The following is an 18,298-nucleotide window of genomic DNA, read 5'->3' on the forward strand; positions in this document are numbered from 1 at the left end:
TTAAAAGCGTTTTCATAAATAAGGGTTCCTTTTCTAAAAAGAAAAGCGGCAAATTCTGCCGCTATTTTCGGCAGAATTTGCCGATAACCCTATTTATTCGTTCATTAGCTGTTTTTCAATTTCATATAGTTTTATTTTATCCCGGAGACTTCTTTCCGAAATCTGTAAGGTCTCGGCAGTCCGTTGCCGGTGTTTTCCACAATGTTTTAACGTCCCAGAAATGACCTTTTTCTCAATTTCCTTCATGGATAGACCGATCGGAATGACGATACTATTTTCATCCTCATTCGATATACCACCATCCTCATTCTTTTGCTCGAGCATGTAATAAGGCAAATCCCCCTCATTAATGACGGTATCAATGGAAAGTGCTACTGCGTATTCAATGATATTTCCAAGTTCCCGAACATTTCCCGGATAGTGATAGTCAAGTAAAAGTCTGCGGGCAGCAGCAGAAAGAGATCTCTTTTCTCTGTTCATTTCTTTACAATACTTTTGCAAAAAATAATCAATCAACAGCGGCAGATCCTCTTTTCGCTCTCGTAATGGCGGCGTTTTAATCGGAATCACGTTCAGTCTGAAATACAAATCCTCCCGGAACTTCCCTTCTTGGACCATCTGTGCAATATCTTTATTCGCGGCACATAAAATCCGAACATCTAATGAAATTTTCTTATTCGATCCTAGAGGTGTCACTTCACGTTCTTGAATGACCCGCAATAATTTCGCTTGAAGGGGCAGGGGCATCTCACTAATTTCATCCAGAAATAAAGTTCCCCCATTTGCTGCGACCCACTTTCCTTCCTTTGACTGTGTTGCCCCTGTAAAAGCTCCCTTTTCATAGCCGAATAATTCAGATTCAAGTAAGGTTTCAGGAATGGCCGCGCAATTCAAAATTTCTAATGGTCCATCCTTGCGTTTCCCTGAAAAATGAATCCTTTTTGCCACAAGTTCTTTCCCCGTTCCACTTTCTCCTGTAATTAACACGCAAGAATCAATATCCTTAATCCGATCAATCATCGAAAATACATATTTCATCGCTTTACTATTTCCTAAGAAGTCTTTAAAGCCCTTCTTTTCCTCCAGCTCTTCATGGAGAGTTTCTAGCATGTTCGAGATTTGTTTAAACTCAGAGGCCCTTAATAAGAGCAAGGATAGGTTTTCGATATTAATCGGTTTTTCAATATAATAATAGGCACCCATTTTGATTGCTTCGATGGATGTTTCTATTGAAGCATAAGCAGTCATCATGATGACCGTCACGGACGGGTCTTTTTGTTTAATTCTTTGCAAAACATCCATCCCATTGTAACGCCCAATACGAAGATCCAGCAGAATAATATCTACCCGTTCTTTTTCCACGATGCGTAGGCCTTCCTCCGGATCCGTTGTGGTCATCATAAAATAATCATCCTCAAGAGCAAAGCTAAGTGAAGCACAAATCGCTTGTTCATCGTCAATAACCAATACTCTTGGCTTCAATCCGAATCTCCTCCTTTGTGTATAAAGGCAATAAAATCGTGAATGTTGTTCCTTTATCAGGAATACTATTTACTTGAATATCTCCATGGTTTTCTTTGATTAAATTGTAAGATAAGGTCAACCCCAACCCGACGCCTTTTCCCTTTGTCGTAAAAAATGGTTCAAAGATATGGTTGAGTACCCCTTGCTCCATTCCTTTACCCGTATCTCGAATCCTAATCCTCCCCTTCTCAGAATCCTCCTTCTCCATGAAGATGGTAATCTTCCTCACGTCTGTTTCTTCCACTGCATGAACGGCATTTAATAATAGATTCAGAAGGACCTGACGAATTTGCTGCGGATCAATATGAAAAACAAGGTCAGGTTCTATGCATTGTTCAAATTCAATCCTGTTTTTATCCATGGTCACTTTTAGGATAGCGAGTAAGGATGTCAGCTGTTGAGCCGTGCAGGGTTGAATATTCGGTAAGCTGGGACGAGCATAATCAATTAGGTCGGTTACAATCCGATTAAGTCTGTTCACTTCCTCCGGCAAATGCTCCATCAGGACCTTTTGAAATTTCGGTTGATCGTATTTCTTTGGAATCAGGTCGATGAACGTTTTAATCGATGTTAACGGGTTGCGAATTTCATGAGCCACACCCGCTACTAACTGGCCAAGCGCATGGAGCTTCTCTTGCGTAATCAGCTTTTGCTCGAGTTTCTTTTTTTCTGTTTCGTCGTTCATAGAGAGCAAATAGCCCGCCTGGTTTTCAAGTGAGTTAAACATCTTATTGAGAGAATAATAGATGACCTTCCGTTCTCCGTTCTCATTTATTTCTAAAAAGCGATAATAGTCAGCCCCCTCTTGTTGCAAAGCTTGTCCAGAACGATCATGCTCAAACAGCTTCAAAAAGATGGGTGAATGCTGAAGGTTAAACTTCGTATGGGTGGGAAGTTCAAGAATTTCCAATGCCCGCTTATTACAGCTTGTGATCTTAAAATCGATATCGAACGTGACGATGCCCGTATCGATATTATTTAAAATTTGATCTTTAAATGCATTGCTATCAGCCGTTCGCTGCTTTTGCATCTGTAAATCCTCATTTAATAGTCGGAGGTCCTTTGTATGAAGATTCACAGCTGCTTTTAACCGCTGATTCCACACATAGATCACAATGAGGATCAGGGCACCAATCAAAAGAAAGATAGATAAATAGAAGATAAAATTTTCCAAACGGGCAATTTTCGCTTCCGTTTCCGGGCTAACCCATTTATCTACTAATTTACTTACTTCTCCCTTAGCCTTTAATTTTGTAAGCGTTTGATTAATGAGCGAAAGAAAGTCCTCATTCCCCTCCTTTACGGCAATCGCATAATCAGCCGGATTAATTACTTCATCAAGAATAAGGAAATTGTCTTCTTGACCAAACTCTTTTAAAAAGAAGGAAGCGGTAAATTCATTCCCAATAAAAACGTCCGCCCGGCCATTTAGAAGCGTCAATAGACCAGAGTATTCATTGGACACCAAGGTAAGATTCGTATTTCTTAAGTTTAATAATGTGCTTAGAACAGGAGTATGATCTTGCAGAACAATATGCCTGTCCCTTAGATCTTCAATACTCTTAATTTTGTCTTTACTTTTTTTGGGGATAATGAGCGAATCGGACATCGTAAAGTAGGATTGAGAAAAATCGAATACTTTATCCTTTTCGGTGGTATAGGTTACCCCCGCGATCGCATCTACTTTACCATCTCGTAAGGCCTGTTCCGCTTCATGCATCTCCATTGGGATGTACTCAAATTTAAGTCCATTTTCTTTTGCGATTTTTTCCATTAATTCAATATTTATGCCTGTCAGTGCCCCTTGCTGATCTTTATAAGAAAAAGGAGGAAGATCCCATTCCCCGGCGATTTTATAGGTTTTATTTTCAGCAAATACGATATGTTGGGATAATGTCATAAATAAAAGGAGACTAATGATAGTAAAAAGTCTTCTTGCCAGTTCTCGGATAACACGACCTCCTTTGCATACGGATTCAAAATTCAGAATAATAATTTAATCATAGGGAAAACTGCGGATGATGGCAAGTGCTCTGGAGTTCGGATCGGGGCGGTTTTGTGGTGGATTCGGACTGATTGTCCTTGGCTTCATTGAAGTTGTCCGCAATTCAAGGGGATCTTATAAATTGTCGATATAATGCAATTTTGTGTTGATATCCTACTAAAAAGTGTTGATATAATCTTATTTTGTGTTGATATCCTATCAATAAGTGTTGATATAACTCCATTTTGTGTTGATATCCGGTGAAAAAGTGTCGATATCATAAAATTGGTCCTTCGCTTACTCGCAAATAGAGCCAGATTTCGCCCCCATCTTGGTCTGAATCACTGTCTTATTCGGACAAGACTTCCTAGCTACTGAAAATCAGGTATCCAGCCTATTCGGACAAAACCCCCTAATTTTTCCTGCCCCCTGTCCCAAACACCGCCTCATTCGGACAAAGCTTGCTCGTTTTTCCTGATTCCCGTCCGAATACCTGGCCTATTCGAACAAGCAATGCCAAAAAGGAGTCTGCGGCGGATCAACTTTATCAAGTAGAACCAACCATCTTTGTCTAATAGTCAAATCGTTTCAGCTGTAACAGTAAGAATAATTTAGTAGCATTATGAAATTGGGTTATATCAAGGGCTGTCAGTGCTTGAATTCTACTAATACGATAAATTAGCGTATTTCTATGAATATTTAATTCTCTTGCTGTTTTGCTTAAATTAAAATCGTTATTACAAAAGGAATAAAACGTATCTAGCAGTATTTCATTTTCAGGTAATAGTAATGGAACCACAACTGAATTATTCAATAAATTTGATCGTGTACTTTGACTTACTTCGTTAATAATTCTTCCAACCACCATTTCTTCAATGTGAAATACCCCACCAGTTTCCCCCATCCTTTTTGCAATGGAAATAGCGTTTTCTGCCTCTTGATAAGATTTTTTAAGATTCATAACATCCTCGTAACGATTACCAATCCCAATCATGCACCGAACCCCATGTTTTTTTAGAAGATGGTCTTTTAATTTATGGATATAGCGAATTTCATTGTGATTGGATGGTTGAGATAAGGTCTTAAAAACTAAGAGATGATGGCTGCCAATTTTGGAGAAAATATTTTGTGGGCTATCGAAGAAATCATCAACTGTTTTTAAAACCTTATTAAGTTCTTTAAGATAAGGTTCCTTTTTTATATTAGATCCCTTACCATCTGTTTCTACTATCTCTATCGCAAGGGCAAAGCGCGGGATCTCTAGATTATAACTATTGATCTGGGCCAATGATTTAAGATAACTTAAATTTTGTTCAATATCATGGGAAAGCAATACTTGAATAAATACGTCTAATGCTTCCGATTTCATTTTATATATTTCAAAATACATCATTTGTTGATACATCATTTCTACTTGATTTCTTACCAACTCTAAATACTTTTTCGTTTCCTTTGGATTCCCCCGAATACCTACAGCACCAATCACCTGATTATTAAACACGATTGGGCATGCAACCCCTTCATATGCACCCATAAAATTTTTAACCTCTTCTTCATCATGTTCAATATATTCCCTATTATTAAAAACGGCATCTAAGCCTTCATGAGTTGTATTCACCCTCGATTTATCTCCGGAACCGATAATTAATCCTGATGAATTGATAATGGAGACTGTGTACCCGCAAATATTTGTTGTCAGCTCGGCAATATTTTGAGCAATATCACGATCAATCATAGGGCACCCCCGAATTTTTTGTTCATTTTACACAAAAAAATCTATAAGTTTTTCTGCTCTTTTATACAGTACAAACTAATAACACTATGGACATATAATCATATAAATATTTGTTTTCATTCATTGGAGGTGACAAGTTGAATTCACTGAAACTTGGAAGTGAAATTTTATATTTAACCAAAAAAGATTGTATTCAGACGGAAATTACAAATTTAGAGGTGATTCAATATGTAGAAGAAGCCTTAAAAATCCATGGTAAAAAGGAATTAGAAATGCCTGCAAAAATTGGAATCCATCCTTTAGAAGATTCATTTATGCATGCAATGCCCGCCTACATCCCGGGGCAAGCAGCTTGTGGAATGAAATGGGCAAGCGGCTTTCCGGATAACAGGAAAAATTATGGTCTCCCACAAATCTCCGCACTCGTGATCCTAAATGATCATCAATCAGGTTTACCTGTTGCTATTATGGATGGTTCATGGATTACAACAGTAAGAACGGCAGCGGTAACAGCGGTTGGTGTGAAATACTTAGGAAATATTAACTCAGAAACTTTCGGTATGATCGGCTGCGGTGAATTAGGGAAAAAACATATTGAACTCATACAGCATGTATTACCTAACTTAAAAGAAGTGTATATCTTTGATAAGAACCAAGACGCAATGGACCGATTAATAACAGAGATTCAGCCCAAGATACATGCAAAAATCAAAAAAGCATCCTCATTAGAAGAACTAGTAAAAAGTTCTTCTATCATTACATCTGCAACCGTTATCACGGCAATACCCCAACCACAAATTAGAAATGAATGGATTATGAAGGGGCACACTCTATTCCTTTGTGATCTGCACACATTATATGAACATCAAACCATGAATAAAGGCGACAAATACTTTGTCGATAGCATGGAGCAAAACAGTCTTTTTTACCAGTATGGTTACTATCCTGACGGTTTACCTGCCATTAATGGAGAACTTGGTGAAGTAGTTGCTGGTCTCAAAGTAGGCCGTCAAAATCAAGATGAATTGATCATTAATAATAATATTGGTATGGCAGTTGAAGATATAGTCTTAGGAAAAAGAGTGTTTGAAAGAGCTTTGGACCATCATATTGGTCAAAAACTTCAATTGTAGCGGTTCAAAAAAGGCATAAATTTTTACACAGTTTAAATATACCACAACAAGATTGAATATTCAGATAAACATTGAATAGTAATAGAGTAATAGACTCCAAAAAGAGAATAATAAATTTATAAAAGGGGATAGAAAAAATGGAAGTAATCAAAGGAAATTTACCAAACCTCGGACCCTTGTCTGTTGCTGTTAAGAAAAATCAGATGTTTTACACTTCTGTTATTCCAGTATATAGAGACGGTAGCTTTGAAACGGGTGATTTTACAAAACAAGCTGAATTGGCCTTCGGAAATCTCCAAGTATTGGTTGAAGACGCGGGTGGAAGCTTAAGAGATATTGTTCAAGTCACGGTCTACTTAACCGATATTCATGACACGCCGAAAATGAATGAAGTCTGGAAAGAATTCTTTCAAGATCCTTACCCAAATCGTGCGACATTAGGCATCAGTTCATTAACCGTACCAGATTTAAAAATTGAACTGGTTGCAACTGCTATCATCGAACAGGACTAACAAAAGAAAAGAGGGTTTGCGATGACAAAAATAGCGGTAATTGGCGGTGGGATTATTGGACTTGCCTGTAGTTACTATTTGAAAAAACGTCATAACGAAGTCGTCATCATTGATAAAGGGATTCCCGGTGCGGCCTGTTCTGCTGGAAATGCGGGATGGATCTGCCCCACTCTCTCAGAACCAGTTCCCGCGCCGGGTTTGGTTAGCAAATCTCTTAAATGGATGACCAAAAGAGACAGTCCCTTATATATAAAACCTTCTGCTATTCCTTCCATCTCCAATTGGTTGTTTCAATTTTGGAAGAATTGTAATGAAGAGTCATTTAATAAAGGGTTTGATGCAGCATTAGAGATTAGCAAAAATACTCTCAAACTATTTGACGAGTTAGAGTCAGAAAAACTAATTCAATTTGAAATTCATCACAAGGGATTACTATTTGCCTTTCTTGATAAAAAAGGGATGGAGGAACGATTTGAGGAGCTAAGCATCGTGAATAAAGTAGGACTTCCATTACCCATCGTGAAGTCAAAACAAGATTTACAATTAATGGAGCCCCAATTATCAGAAAATGTAGAAGCAGGATTGTTTTTACCAAGTGAACGCAATGTTCGCCCCGAAAGTTTAAGTGGCGGATTTTATCAGTGGCTGAAAGAAAATGGCGTTGAATTTAGGACTAACACAGAAGTAACAGACATTATTCATAGGAATGGAAGAATCGAAGCTGTGGTATGCGGCAACGAAAAAATTGAAGCGGACCAGTTTCTCTTCACTTCAGGTGTTTGGGCCAATCAGCTGATAAAAAAGATTGGTTATCACTTTCCCATGACAGCGGGCAAGGGGTACAGCATTACGATTACTTCACCGAATATCACACTTAGTCATCCTCTTTATCTAGGAGATTCTAAGACTGGTGTCACCCCTTATAACAATACCATCCGTATTGCCGGCACAATGGAACTTTCAGGTTTGAATGTAAATATTGATGAGAGACGGGTTCAGGGATTAAGAAATTCAGTATCGAAATATCTGAAAACCCCTATTAAAGGGGAGAAGGAAGTGGTTTGGACCGGCATGAGGCCAATGACACCGGATGGTTTGCCGATATTAGGACCAATCCCCGAAATCAATAATTCATTTATAGCAGCAGGTCATGCGATGAACGGTGTTTCGATGTCCCTTGCTACCGGGTTGATCATGTCACAACTAATAAGTGAAGGGCGAACGGATATTGAGATTGGCCCATTTTCACTCAATCGCTTTTTGAGTAAACCTGTTTTAACAACCTAACTTGATCGAAGGGGGAAAATCCGATGTCAGCAAAAAAATCATTTGTTACTCTATTCATTCTCGTCTTCACTTTAGTAGGTTTAGTGGGATGCGGATCGAATGAAAAAACAACGAGTGGAAATAAAAAAGATCAATCCAATTCCGGATCTCAAATAAAAACCGTTGAATCAGGATATCTAAATGTGGCCATTATCGGAGATATGCCGATGACTGCGGTTAAGGATGGAAAAATAATTGGAACAGACGGAGACCTGATTCATAAAGTTGCTGAAAAGTTAAACTTGAAGGTAAGACCACAATTAATGCAGTGGCCTGCACCAATCGAAGCAGTTCGAACCGGAAGAGCAGATATCGCAATCGGAAACATCTTTTGGACACCTGAACGGTCAAAAGTCATGTTAATGACCGACCCTGTCTATTATGCATCCTCGATGATTGTTCAGCAGCAAAATAAAAAAGATGTAAAAAACATCACAGAGCTTAAGGGGCAAAAAGTGGGTACGGTAACGGGATTTGCGTTTGTGCCAGACCTTCAGAAGCTTGAATCAGAGGGGGAAATTGCCAGTGTTACAACCTATAAAGATAACAATGCCCTTATTCAAGATCTAAAAATTGGTCGGGTAGATATTGGATTTGTTGATCCTCCTACAGGTGCTTATGTCATTAAACAAAATCCAAGCTACAACTTAAAAGTCGTTACCTTTACGGACAGCGATAAAAATTATTCTGTATTAGGAAAACAGTTTCAAACAGCTTGGTGTGTGAATCCAAAAGAAAAGGAATTATACGACGCCATTAATAAAGAAGTACAGGAAATGTGGAAAACAGGCTTAAACAAGGAAATGTTATCAAAATATGGCCTTGATCAAGACGGTTGGTTTATTCCTGATGGAAATCCTCGTGCTGGTGCTGACCGTTCAAATGATTGGACACCGCCAACCTTAGCGGGAAAATAAAGCTTGATTGGATAATGGAGGGAGAAAATGATAGCAGACAATACAGAGCAAATTTCCAATGAGAGTCCATTATTAAGTGTGAAAAATCTTAAAGCAATACTTGGAAATAAGGAAGTCCTTCGAGGAATTGATTTAGATGTAAAGAAAGGGGAAAAAGTAACAATATTAGGTCCGAGCGGTTCAGGAAAAAGTACATTATTACGCTGTATTAATTTACTTGTTCCTAAATCAGAAGGAGATATGTACTTTGATGGTCATTTAATAAACCAAATGGATCAAAAATCATCCATCCTTTTACGAAAAGAAATTGGCATGGTATTCCAACATTTTAATCTATGGCCCCACTTAAAAATTCTTAGGAATGTTGCCTTGCCTCCAGAACGGGTATTAAAAATGTCCCGTGAAGAAGCAGAATCCCTAGCATTGGAGCTGCTAAAGAAAGTCGGATTAGAAAGTTTTGTAGATTCCTACCCTGATCAACTTTCCGGAGGTCAAAAGCAGCGAGTTGCAATCGCCAGAGCCTTGGCGATGCAGCCAAAATTAATGTTATTTGATGAGCCTACCTCTGCTTTGGACCCGGAGCTTGTAAGAGAAGTGCTTCAGGTAATTGAACAGGTCGCAAATGATGGAATGACCATCGTGATTGTGACACATGAAATGAAATTTGCCCAACGAGTTAGTAATCGAATCTTATTTATGGATGATGGGAATATAGTTGAGGATAATACCCCTGAGAATTTCTTTCAGCACCCCTCTACCAATAGAGCCCAAGAATTTTTAAAAGATATTTTATGGAATTAAGGGGTGACTGACATGTTTGAAATTTTTTGGTCTATGTTTCCCGAAATTTTATCGAGGATATTAAAAGGAGCAGTTGTAACCATTGAAGTCACCGTTTTTTCTTCCATTGGTGCCATCATTGTCGGTTTGCTCCTCGTGTTCCTCCATCGTTCAAAACTAAAACCTTTATCTATGTTCGCAAAAGTTTATGTTGAGATAATTAGAGGAATCCCTGCAATGGTCATATTGTTTATTATTTATTTTGGTCTTCCTGATTTAGGAGTAAGACTTTCCCCTGTTATCTCTGCTGTAATCGGCTTAAGTATGAATGGGGGTGCCTATTTATCTGAAGTGTTCCGCTCTACAATTGATTCAGTTCATAAGGGACAAACGGAAGCAGCAATGGCAGTTGGGATGACACCTGCTCAAAACATGAGGTATATCGTCCTCCCACAAGCTGCTGTTATTGCAATCCCCAATGTAGGGAACTATGTAATCAGCCTTTTTAAAGATACCGCTATTGTCTCTACCATTGCTGCACCTGAGATTATGCTCGCCTCTACCAATTTAATATCACAAACCTTTGTAGCGATGCCGATTTACTTACTCACCGCTGTTGTTTATTTCTGTATGAGTTATCCTATGTCCTTATTTGTCCGTCGTTTAGAAAAACGAATTGGTAAAGGAGTTCAAAGCACTTAGTTGAATAAAAGATCCATAGAGACGGTTCTCTTGGTCTACTTTCTTCAATTCTTGAATCAAAAATCCGAGAGAACCCTCCCTTTGGTTCAGTCCGCAATTCAAGGGGATTCTTTAAATTGTCGATAAAATGCAATTTTGTGTTGATATAATTCCATTTTGTGTTGATATCCGGTGAAAAATTGTTGATATCATAAAATTGGTCCTTCAATATGCTTCCTCACACAAAAAAGGATCGTCTCTCGACAATCCTCATGACAATCATTTAATCTCAACATATCGATCATTTTGCAGAAGCTTGATTTCCTCCTCTGTTTTTTGGAAGTACTCGGCTATCTCTTTATCCTCTGTGGGCTGGGGGAAACTTCTTCTTCTCAGACCACCATATTTGCGTTTATTATAGAAGCTCCAAAGGCTTAATGTTGCGGCACATATCACTACTAATATAAAAGTAAAGTTTAGAATGGCATTCGCATTGGATAGATTAAGAAAATAAAACCTTAAATTCAATTTCGAATTAAGGCGAGTGATAAAATTATAACAGAATAAAATGAGAAAGATCCAACCAAAGAAAGTAAAAAGAAAATCTAACACTCTTCTGAACTTTGATTTTTTTATATTGCTATAGCCCTTTAACCTTCTTAAATACATTTTTCGCCTAAGTTGTAACTGTTAATTTGACAAGACACTATCAATGATTTCTACGATAAAAGCAGCTGCCAGTTTAACAGTTTGATTGTCTACATCAAGCTTTGGATTGATTTCAGCAATATCAAAACTTACTGTTTTCTTCTGCTTCATTGCTTCTTTTAATAATAATCTCAGTACGTTCGGCTCCATTCCAAATGGCTGAGGGGCGCTTACACCTGGAGCATAACTGGCTCCAATGACATCACTGCATAGAGTTACCATAACCGCATCATTTTTTTGGATAAATGCATTGATACGCCTATTTACCTCTTCAATACCAAGTTGAGCGATCTCATCCTCTAGAATATATTCACACCCGTATCGCTTTGCCGTTTCAAATAGATGTTTTGTATTTCCGTATCGTTGAATGCCTATACACATATAATGGAACGGAATATTCTCGTTTGCCAGTTCATCTGCCATTTGTTTAAACATTGTCCCAGAACTTGTCATTTCATCGTATGGACGCATATCAAAATGGGAATCAAAATTAAGGATCCCCACTTGCCGGCCTTGTTTCCAGTATGGCTTTAACCCTAAAAAGTGACCATAAGCCACTTCGTGTCCGCCACCCATTATGACTGGGTAAATATTGAGACTCATCATTTTTTGGACATATTCACCCAGTTCTGCTTGGGCTTTTTCCAAATCCCCATCCTCACAACGAACATTACCGAAATCAAAGAGTTTCCCATTCGATATCAAATGGCTTGGTATGGACGAGAGTGCTCTCCGAATCTCATCTGGTGCATCATAAGCGCCGGCTCTTCCTTTATTCCTTTTAACCCCTTCATCACTTTTAAAGCCGATGATTCCAATTGCCGGGTTTAATTGCGCTTCATGAAAAGCAGATAAATCCTCAATATGAATAACTTGATGTAACCGAAACATATCCCAGTCAATTTCGCTATCCACACGCCCTGACCAAATACCTTTTTCTGTAACTGTGTACATATTTCTTGTCGCCCTCTCTTGTTTGTTTCACCTTAATGGTCTAATCATGAATAAAACTAAAAAAAAGTGGGCGGAAATTGCCGCCCTGGAATTTCCACCTACTCTTCCAATCATCTAGACGGTGCCTGGCACCTGTTTTTCAATGGACTAGCACTTTACTTAAAAAACTCTTCGTTCTATCACTTCGTGGGGTTGAAAAAATAACAGATGGTGGTCCATCCTCAATAATTCGTCCATCATCCATCACAACAACACGATCGGCAACCTCTTTAGCGAAACCCATTTCGTGGGTGACAATGATCATGGTCATTCCCTCCGCAGCGAGTTCTTTCATTACCGCGAGCACTTCCCCTACGAGTTCCGGATCAAGTGCGGAAGTAGGCTCATCAAACAGCATGATATGCGGCTTCATGGCCAACGCCCGCGCAATGGCTACCCTTTGTTTTTGTCCACCGGAAAGATTATCTGGATAGGACTCTGCCTTTTCAGCCAATCCTACCTTTTTTAGCAGCTCCTTCGCCACTTCAATCGATTCTTTCTTTTTCATCTTTCCTAAGGTTAGAGGGGCGAGGAAAACGTTCTCTAGGACACTTTTATGGGGAAACAAGTTGAAATTTTGAAATACCATCCCCACCTTCTCTCTCATTGCATTCAGTTCTATTTGGGGCATCTCGATTTTTTTTTCGCCCTGGTGTAGAAGACCGATAGGTTCCCCTTCAACCTCAATAACCCCATCTTGAATTTGCTCCAAATAATTGATGCAGCGCAGAAACGTACTTTTTCCTGAACCACTTGGTCCGATAATCACAACGACTTCGCCTTTTCCGATTTCCAAGCTTATATTTTTTAAAACATGATGTGTTCCGTAATGTTTGTTGATCTCTTTAATTGTAATCATACACGTGCCACCCCTACATGCAATCTCTTTTCGAAATAGCTAATGATTTTAGAAATCATGAAGTTAACCACAAAATATAAAACCGCAATCGCAATATAGACTTCAAAATACTTAAAGTTACTGGATACAAGCGTATTTCCTGCTCTCATCAATTCAGGTACAGTAATAACGGACAGTAAGGAGGAATTTTTAGTTAAGGCAATAAATTCATTTGCTAATGGAGGAAGCATTCGTCGCAATGCTTGCGGTAAAATGATTTTCCGCATCGTCTGCCAATGGCTCAATCCGAGTGAACGTCCCGCTTCCATTTGTCCTTTTTCAATCGATTGAATCGATCCGCGTACAATTTCCGAAACATAGGCACCGCTGTACATTCCCATACCTAGAATACCTGCAACCGTAGCGGTTAAATCAAGCCCTAAGCCAATGGAAAGGCCATAATAAAGGATCATCAGCTGTACGAGAAGAGGGGTTCCCCTAAACCAAGCCAAATACACGGAACAGAGGAAAGAAATCGTTTTATTTTTAGATAGCCCTCCTATCCCAATAAGCAAGCCTATAATGGAACTTAAAATAAGGGCAAAAAAGGTCATTGTCAGAGTGATACTCAATCCTTTGAGTAAAAAGGAAAAATTTCCATTTTCAAATAAAACATTAAAATCCATATGATCTTCTCCTTTCTAAAAGAAAAAGGGGAAAGCCCCTCTTTCTTTGATTATTCTCCAAACCACTTTTTACTTATCTTTTGATATTCACCATTCTCTTTTAACGTCTTTAATGCTTTATTTACAGCATTTGTAAATGTAGCGTCTTGCTTACGAATTCCAAATCCATACTCCTCATTTGTTAATGTCTTATCCAATACCTTCACAGAGTTGTCTTGCATGGCATATACCTTGGCCGCCGGCAGGCCTGTTAAAACAGCATCTACTCGTCCACTTTTAAGTTCTAGAAACATTTCAACGTTTTTCTCTACCTCTACTCGTTGAATATCAGGGTAATTTTCTTGGAGAAACTGAACAGATTTTGTTCCAACTTGGACGGAGACCTTTTTCCCTTTTAAATCTTCAATACTATTAATGGATGGATTATCCTTTTTAATTAAAAGAGAAAGCCCCCCTGGATAATAAGAATCTGAGAAATTAATCGCCTTTTTTCTTTCGTCCGTTATATACATTCCGGAAGCCACCACATCAAACTTTTTTGCCTCTAGGCCGGGAATAAGGCCTTTAAAATCGGTATCGACAAATTCTACTTTTTCTGCCCCTAATTCTTTTCCGATTGCACGCATCAAATCAATATCAAATCCAGCAAACTCTTTTTTATCGTTTTTGTACTCAAGAGGAGGAAAGGTTGCATCTGTTCCAACAACCAACGTTTTCTCTGCTTTTATCTTTTGCAATACCTCATCATCGCCCTGCCCCTGTTTGGATGCCTGGTCCGCCTTCCCGCATCCAACTAATCCAAGACTAAGACAAAGCACCAGCGCTAATATTCCAAACATACTTCTCTTCAACTTTTTCATAAATAACCTCCTAATTTGACTAAATTGTTTACATGTAGTTATTATGCAAAAATTATGCCAAGTAAAAATAGTCCGAATACTAAGGAAAGTCAACTTCCTTTTAAAACAAAAAAAGCGGCGAAAACCGCCGCCCGGCCATTTTCGCCTACTCTTCTTCTCGATATTTTTTTAATTTGTCTCGTAATGTTCTTTCACCTATTCCAATCGCTTGGGCTGTCTTTCTTCGATTTCCATTGAAAGCAGCTAAATTATGAAAAATCACTCGCTTTTCGATCTCATCCATTATTTCACCAACATATACAGGGATCAAAGTATAGCCTCTAAAAACATGATTTTCCTGTTGAATTTCTGAAGGAAGATCCACTTTCTCAATTAACGAAGAGTTGGTTAAGGCAATCGCCCGTTCCATAATATTCTGCAGCTCTCGAATATTGCCTGGAAACGAGTACTGCTTTAGAATTTGCAGTGCTTCACGAGAAATTCCGTCAATTGGTTTTCCCATCCTATCCCCAATTTGATGGATAAAAAACTCCACCAATAAAGGAATATCATCCTTTCGCTCTCTAAGAGGAGGAAGTTTAACCGGGATCACATTGAGCCGATAATATAAATCTTCGCGAAAACGATTCTCTTTTACTTCTTTTACCAAATCACGATTCGTAGCCGAAATAATACGAACATTAAAGTCAATTTCCTGTGTTCCTCCAACAGGCATCACTTTTCGCTCCTGAAGGGCACGAAGAAGCTTACTCTGTAAGGCTAGATCCATTTCTCCTATTTCATCTAAAAAAATAGTACCTCCTTCAGCAAGGACAAAGAGACCGTGCTTTTTCTGAACTGCTCCCGTAAACGCACCTTTCTCATATCCAAATAATTCAGATTCCAAAAGATGCCCGGGAATGGCGGCACAATTAATAACCTGGAACTTTTTATTTCTCCGCTTACTTTGATAATGAATGGTCCTAGCTACTACCTCTTTTCCCGTACCACTTTCTCCCGTAATCAGGATGGTGGAATCGATGTCTTTTACCTTTTTTATTAGGGTAAGAATCTCACGTATAGCTAAGCTCTCACCAATTAATCCATGGGTCTCACCCATCTTATCAAGCTCATTACTTAAAAATTCAACTTTAGATTGCAAAGTATAAAATTCCTCTGCCTTCTGCATCAATACTTCTAATTCGTCAAGGTGAAGCGGCTTTGTAGCATAGGAAAAGGCTCCTTTGCGCATTGCTTCCACAGAAGATGGAATACTTCCAAATGCCGTCATCAGAATCACAACGGTAGTAGGGGAAACACGCTTTACTTCTTCTAAAATTTCAATTCCGTCGTATTCACCTATTTTTAAATCAAGCAAAATAATGGCCACTTCTATTCTTTCGAGAAGAGGCAGCGCCTCTCGTGGGTCTGTAAAGGCATACACATGGTACTGATCTTCTAAGGCAAAAGTAAGGGATTGGCAAATGGTGACTTCATCGTCAATAATAATCACGTTATGCATTTTCTTCTCGCCCCTTCCTTGGACACGGTAAATATACAGTCATGACAGTACCTTTTCCTTCTGTACTATGTACCTTTATACTACCTTGATTTTCCTCTAGCAACTGATAAGAAACAAATAGACCCAATCCTACCCCATTTGCTTTTTTGCTGTAAAAAGGGTCAAATATTTTTGATGCGACATCTTCTGACATTCCGACTCCGTTATCTTCAATTTCAACCACTACAAAATCTCCCTGATAATACCCACGAATGGTTAATATCCCATGTTCCTTCAATGCCTCAATCGCATTTAAAATAATATTCACCAGAACTTGCTTGATTTGCTGACCATCAGCATGTGCCTGAATTTCCTCATCCAATTCAAAACCAATCCCTAAATTTTTCTCTTTTATTTTTTGTTTGAATAACTGTAAGGTAGATTGAATCATCGGATAGAGAAAAAAGATAACTGGCTCGGATTTCTTGGGACGCGAATAATCCAACAAATCATTAATCAGTGTATTGAGACGCATAATTTCACTCGTTACATGCTGAGAAAAAAAGGTTCGGAATTCAAGATTCTCGTACTTTTTTGGCAGCAGTTGCGTATAGGTAAGAATGGACATCAATGGATTACGGATTTCATGGGCGATCCCCATCATCAACTGCCCCAATGAACGCAAGCGATCCTCTTGTGCAACCTTTTTTTCAAATTCCTTTTGTTTCGTTACATCCTGAAAATTTAATACGGCTCCTCCACTATTGCCCGTTATGGAAACAATGGGATAAACACTATATGTAAGGATTCTTTTTAGGGAAGCACTTTGTTCCCATGTCACTTCTTTCTGTAGGACAACCTCCTTTTTTTCTAAGGCATTTTGTATTTCTTCCTTTGAAATAAAGGTTTCCAGAATGGTTTGTTTAAAAGGTAATCCAACAATATTATCTTTCAACATTAGATAATCAACCGCCTTCCGATTGATCATCGATACATGGGCTCTGTTGTCCAATGTAACAAAAGAACTTAAGGTACTGTCTAATAACTGCTGTTGAAAGTAGTTATTCTCTTGAAGAAGGTTCATTTTTTCTTCTAATTCCTTGTTTATCCTTTCGATCTGATTCGTTCGTCTAGCCACTGTTCTCTTCAATATGCGATTCCACCAAAGGATACCTGTAATGATAACCAACGTAACAAAAAGACCGACCTCTAAATACTTGATGATCTTTTGTAATCGTGGAGCAGAGGGCATGATGTATTCACCAAACCACTTTTTTACGATTTTTTCATACGTTCCATCTTTTTTTATTTGCGAGATTCCTTTATTAAATGTTGTTAATAATGCTTTATTTTTCGGTAAAACCGCTATGCTATACTCAGTAGGATTGATTTCCTCTCCAACGATTTTAATTTGCGATTGTTTCCCGATTTTTTGAAGAACATACTGACCCGTAATTCGATTCCCGACAAATGCATCGACTTTTCCTTTGATAAGAAGTTGAACAGCCTGCTGCTGATTATCTGTTTTTATTAACTTTACATGGTTTACTTTATTCAACAATTCATTCGAAACATCGCTTTGTTGTACCGCAACTTTCTTCCCTTCAAGATTTTCAATCTGTCGAATGTACATATTATCTTTTAATACAAAAATGGCTTGGGAGCTTATAAAATAATCCTTAGAAAATGCATATGTTTTTCTGCGTGAAGGGTAATTTTTCATCCCTTGGATCGCATCGACCTTACCTGATTTTAGCGCTTGCAATGCTTGATTCCAGGGCATGGGATAATACTCAATCTTCATACCGGTTTGAATGGATATAGCATTCATTACATCTACGTTAAAACCCGAATATACACCAGAATCACTTAGGTACTCAAAAGGTGGAAAATTGTTGTCCCCTGCAATTCGAATCACCTGATTGTTTTCTTGAAAAGCGGTACTTGGGAATAGAACAAAGGACAATAACAACAAGGGAATCGTTGCACAAATCCGAAAAATGTTTGGGCTTCGCATCTTTACTTCTCCTTCTCTTATTACTTATTAGGTGAATCAATGCAATTTTTATGCCATAGGTTCCACAGGGACGGTTCTATTGGTCTATTTTATTCATTCCTTGGACCAAAAGCCAACAGAAATA

At 38.4% G+C, this 18,298-nt stretch carries 16 protein-coding genes; 6 read left to right on the forward strand and 10 right to left on the reverse strand.

Features of this window, described 5'->3' with window-relative positions; all coding sequences use genetic code 11:
- Positions 1 to 93 precede the first annotated feature (93 nt).
- The 3 genes from ACFQZ9_RS11590 to ACFQZ9_RS11600 all read right to left on the reverse strand — a co-directional run bounded on the left by ACFQZ9_RS11590 (position 94) and on the right by ACFQZ9_RS11600 (position 5,243).
- Positions 94 to 1,482 carry a sigma-54-dependent transcriptional regulator gene (locus ACFQZ9_RS11590; protein ID WP_498943891.1) on the reverse strand — a complete coding sequence of 463 codons (1,389 nt, stop codon included), beginning with the start codon at positions 1,480 to 1,482 and terminating at the stop codon, positions 94 to 96.
- Entirely contained in the window at positions 1,457 to 3,424 is a 1,968-nt protein-coding gene (locus tag ACFQZ9_RS11595; RefSeq protein WP_498943892.1) for a transporter substrate-binding domain-containing protein, read from the reverse strand. The genes ACFQZ9_RS11590 and ACFQZ9_RS11595 overlap by 26 nt, the downstream gene beginning before the upstream one ends.
- Positions 3,425 to 4,079: 655 nt before the next feature.
- On the reverse strand, positions 4,080 to 5,243 hold the full coding sequence (locus ACFQZ9_RS11600) for a CdaR family transcriptional regulator (protein ID WP_498943893.1): 1,164 nt from the start codon (positions 5,241 to 5,243) through the stop codon (positions 4,080 to 4,082).
- A gap of 137 nt (positions 5,244 to 5,380) precedes the next feature.
- Between ACFQZ9_RS11600 and ACFQZ9_RS11605 the strand changes: the two genes are divergently transcribed.
- The 6 genes from ACFQZ9_RS11605 (at position 5,381) to ACFQZ9_RS11630 (ending at position 10,613) form a co-directional block, all read left to right on the forward strand.
- Entirely contained in the window at positions 5,381 to 6,376 is a 996-nt protein-coding gene (locus ACFQZ9_RS11605) for an ornithine cyclodeaminase family protein (RefSeq protein ID WP_498943894.1), read from the forward strand.
- Positions 6,377 to 6,513: 137 nt separating this feature from the next.
- Positions 6,514 to 6,888 (forward strand): RidA family protein, encoded by a 375-nt coding sequence (locus tag ACFQZ9_RS11610; protein ID WP_498943895.1) that lies wholly within the window; start codon positions 6,514 to 6,516, stop codon positions 6,886 to 6,888.
- Between the two features lie 21 nt (positions 6,889 to 6,909).
- Positions 6,910 to 8,175, forward strand: a complete 1,266-nt coding sequence (locus ACFQZ9_RS11615; protein ID WP_498943896.1) for an NAD(P)/FAD-dependent oxidoreductase — start codon at positions 6,910 to 6,912, stop codon at positions 8,173 to 8,175.
- Positions 8,176 to 8,198: 23 nt separating this feature from the next.
- Positions 8,199 to 9,131, forward strand: coding sequence for a substrate-binding periplasmic protein (locus ACFQZ9_RS11620; protein ID WP_498943897.1), 933 nt, complete (start codon positions 8,199 to 8,201; stop codon positions 9,129 to 9,131).
- 27 nt (positions 9,132 to 9,158) lie between these two features.
- Entirely contained in the window at positions 9,159 to 9,932 is a 774-nt protein-coding gene (locus tag ACFQZ9_RS11625) for an amino acid ABC transporter ATP-binding protein (RefSeq protein WP_498943898.1), read from the forward strand.
- A gap of 12 nt (positions 9,933 to 9,944) precedes the next feature.
- Positions 9,945 to 10,613 (forward strand): amino acid ABC transporter permease, encoded by a 669-nt coding sequence (locus ACFQZ9_RS11630; protein WP_198312534.1) that lies wholly within the window; start codon positions 9,945 to 9,947, stop codon positions 10,611 to 10,613.
- A gap of 258 nt (positions 10,614 to 10,871) precedes the next feature.
- Here the strand turns inward: ACFQZ9_RS11630 and pgaD are convergent, their stop codons facing one another.
- The 7 genes from pgaD to ACFQZ9_RS11665 all read right to left on the reverse strand — a co-directional run bounded on the left by pgaD (position 10,872) and on the right by ACFQZ9_RS11665 (position 18,174).
- Complete coding sequence (gene pgaD, locus ACFQZ9_RS11635) at positions 10,872 to 11,261, reverse strand: poly-beta-1,6-N-acetyl-D-glucosamine biosynthesis protein PgaD (protein WP_498943899.1); 390 nt, start codon at positions 11,259 to 11,261, stop codon at positions 10,872 to 10,874.
- Positions 11,262 to 11,282: 21 nt separating this feature from the next.
- A complete protein-coding gene (gene hutG, locus ACFQZ9_RS11640; RefSeq protein WP_498943900.1) occupies positions 11,283 to 12,254 on the reverse strand; it encodes a formimidoylglutamase in 972 nt (323 codons plus the stop codon).
- A 139-nt stretch (positions 12,255 to 12,393) separates the two neighbouring features.
- A complete protein-coding gene (locus ACFQZ9_RS11645; protein WP_498943901.1) occupies positions 12,394 to 13,152 on the reverse strand; it encodes an amino acid ABC transporter ATP-binding protein in 759 nt (252 codons plus the stop codon).
- Positions 13,149 to 13,817, reverse strand: a complete 669-nt coding sequence (locus ACFQZ9_RS11650) for an amino acid ABC transporter permease (RefSeq protein ID WP_498943902.1) — start codon at positions 13,815 to 13,817, stop codon at positions 13,149 to 13,151. The genes ACFQZ9_RS11645 and ACFQZ9_RS11650 overlap by 4 nt, the downstream gene beginning before the upstream one ends.
- Positions 13,818 to 13,867: 50 nt before the next feature.
- Complete coding sequence (locus ACFQZ9_RS11655) at positions 13,868 to 14,677, reverse strand: type 2 periplasmic-binding domain-containing protein (RefSeq protein WP_498943903.1); 810 nt, start codon at positions 14,675 to 14,677, stop codon at positions 13,868 to 13,870.
- A gap of 145 nt (positions 14,678 to 14,822) precedes the next feature.
- The gene (locus ACFQZ9_RS11660; RefSeq protein WP_498943904.1) at positions 14,823 to 16,178 is read right to left on the reverse strand and encodes a sigma-54-dependent transcriptional regulator; all 1,356 of its coding nucleotides are present in this window, start codon (positions 16,176 to 16,178) and stop codon (positions 14,823 to 14,825) included.
- Positions 16,171 to 18,174 carry a transporter substrate-binding domain-containing protein gene (locus ACFQZ9_RS11665; RefSeq protein ID WP_498943905.1) on the reverse strand — a complete coding sequence of 668 codons (2,004 nt, stop codon included), beginning with the start codon at positions 18,172 to 18,174 and terminating at the stop codon, positions 16,171 to 16,173. The genes ACFQZ9_RS11660 and ACFQZ9_RS11665 overlap by 8 nt, the downstream gene beginning before the upstream one ends.
- Between the last annotated feature and the right edge of the window lie 124 nt (positions 18,175 to 18,298).

It is taken from the genome of Neobacillus sp. GCM10027624 (genome assembly GCF_042675345.1).
Classification (GTDB): domain Bacteria; phylum Bacillota; class Bacilli; order Bacillales; family Cytobacillaceae; genus Neobacillus; species Neobacillus cucumis_D.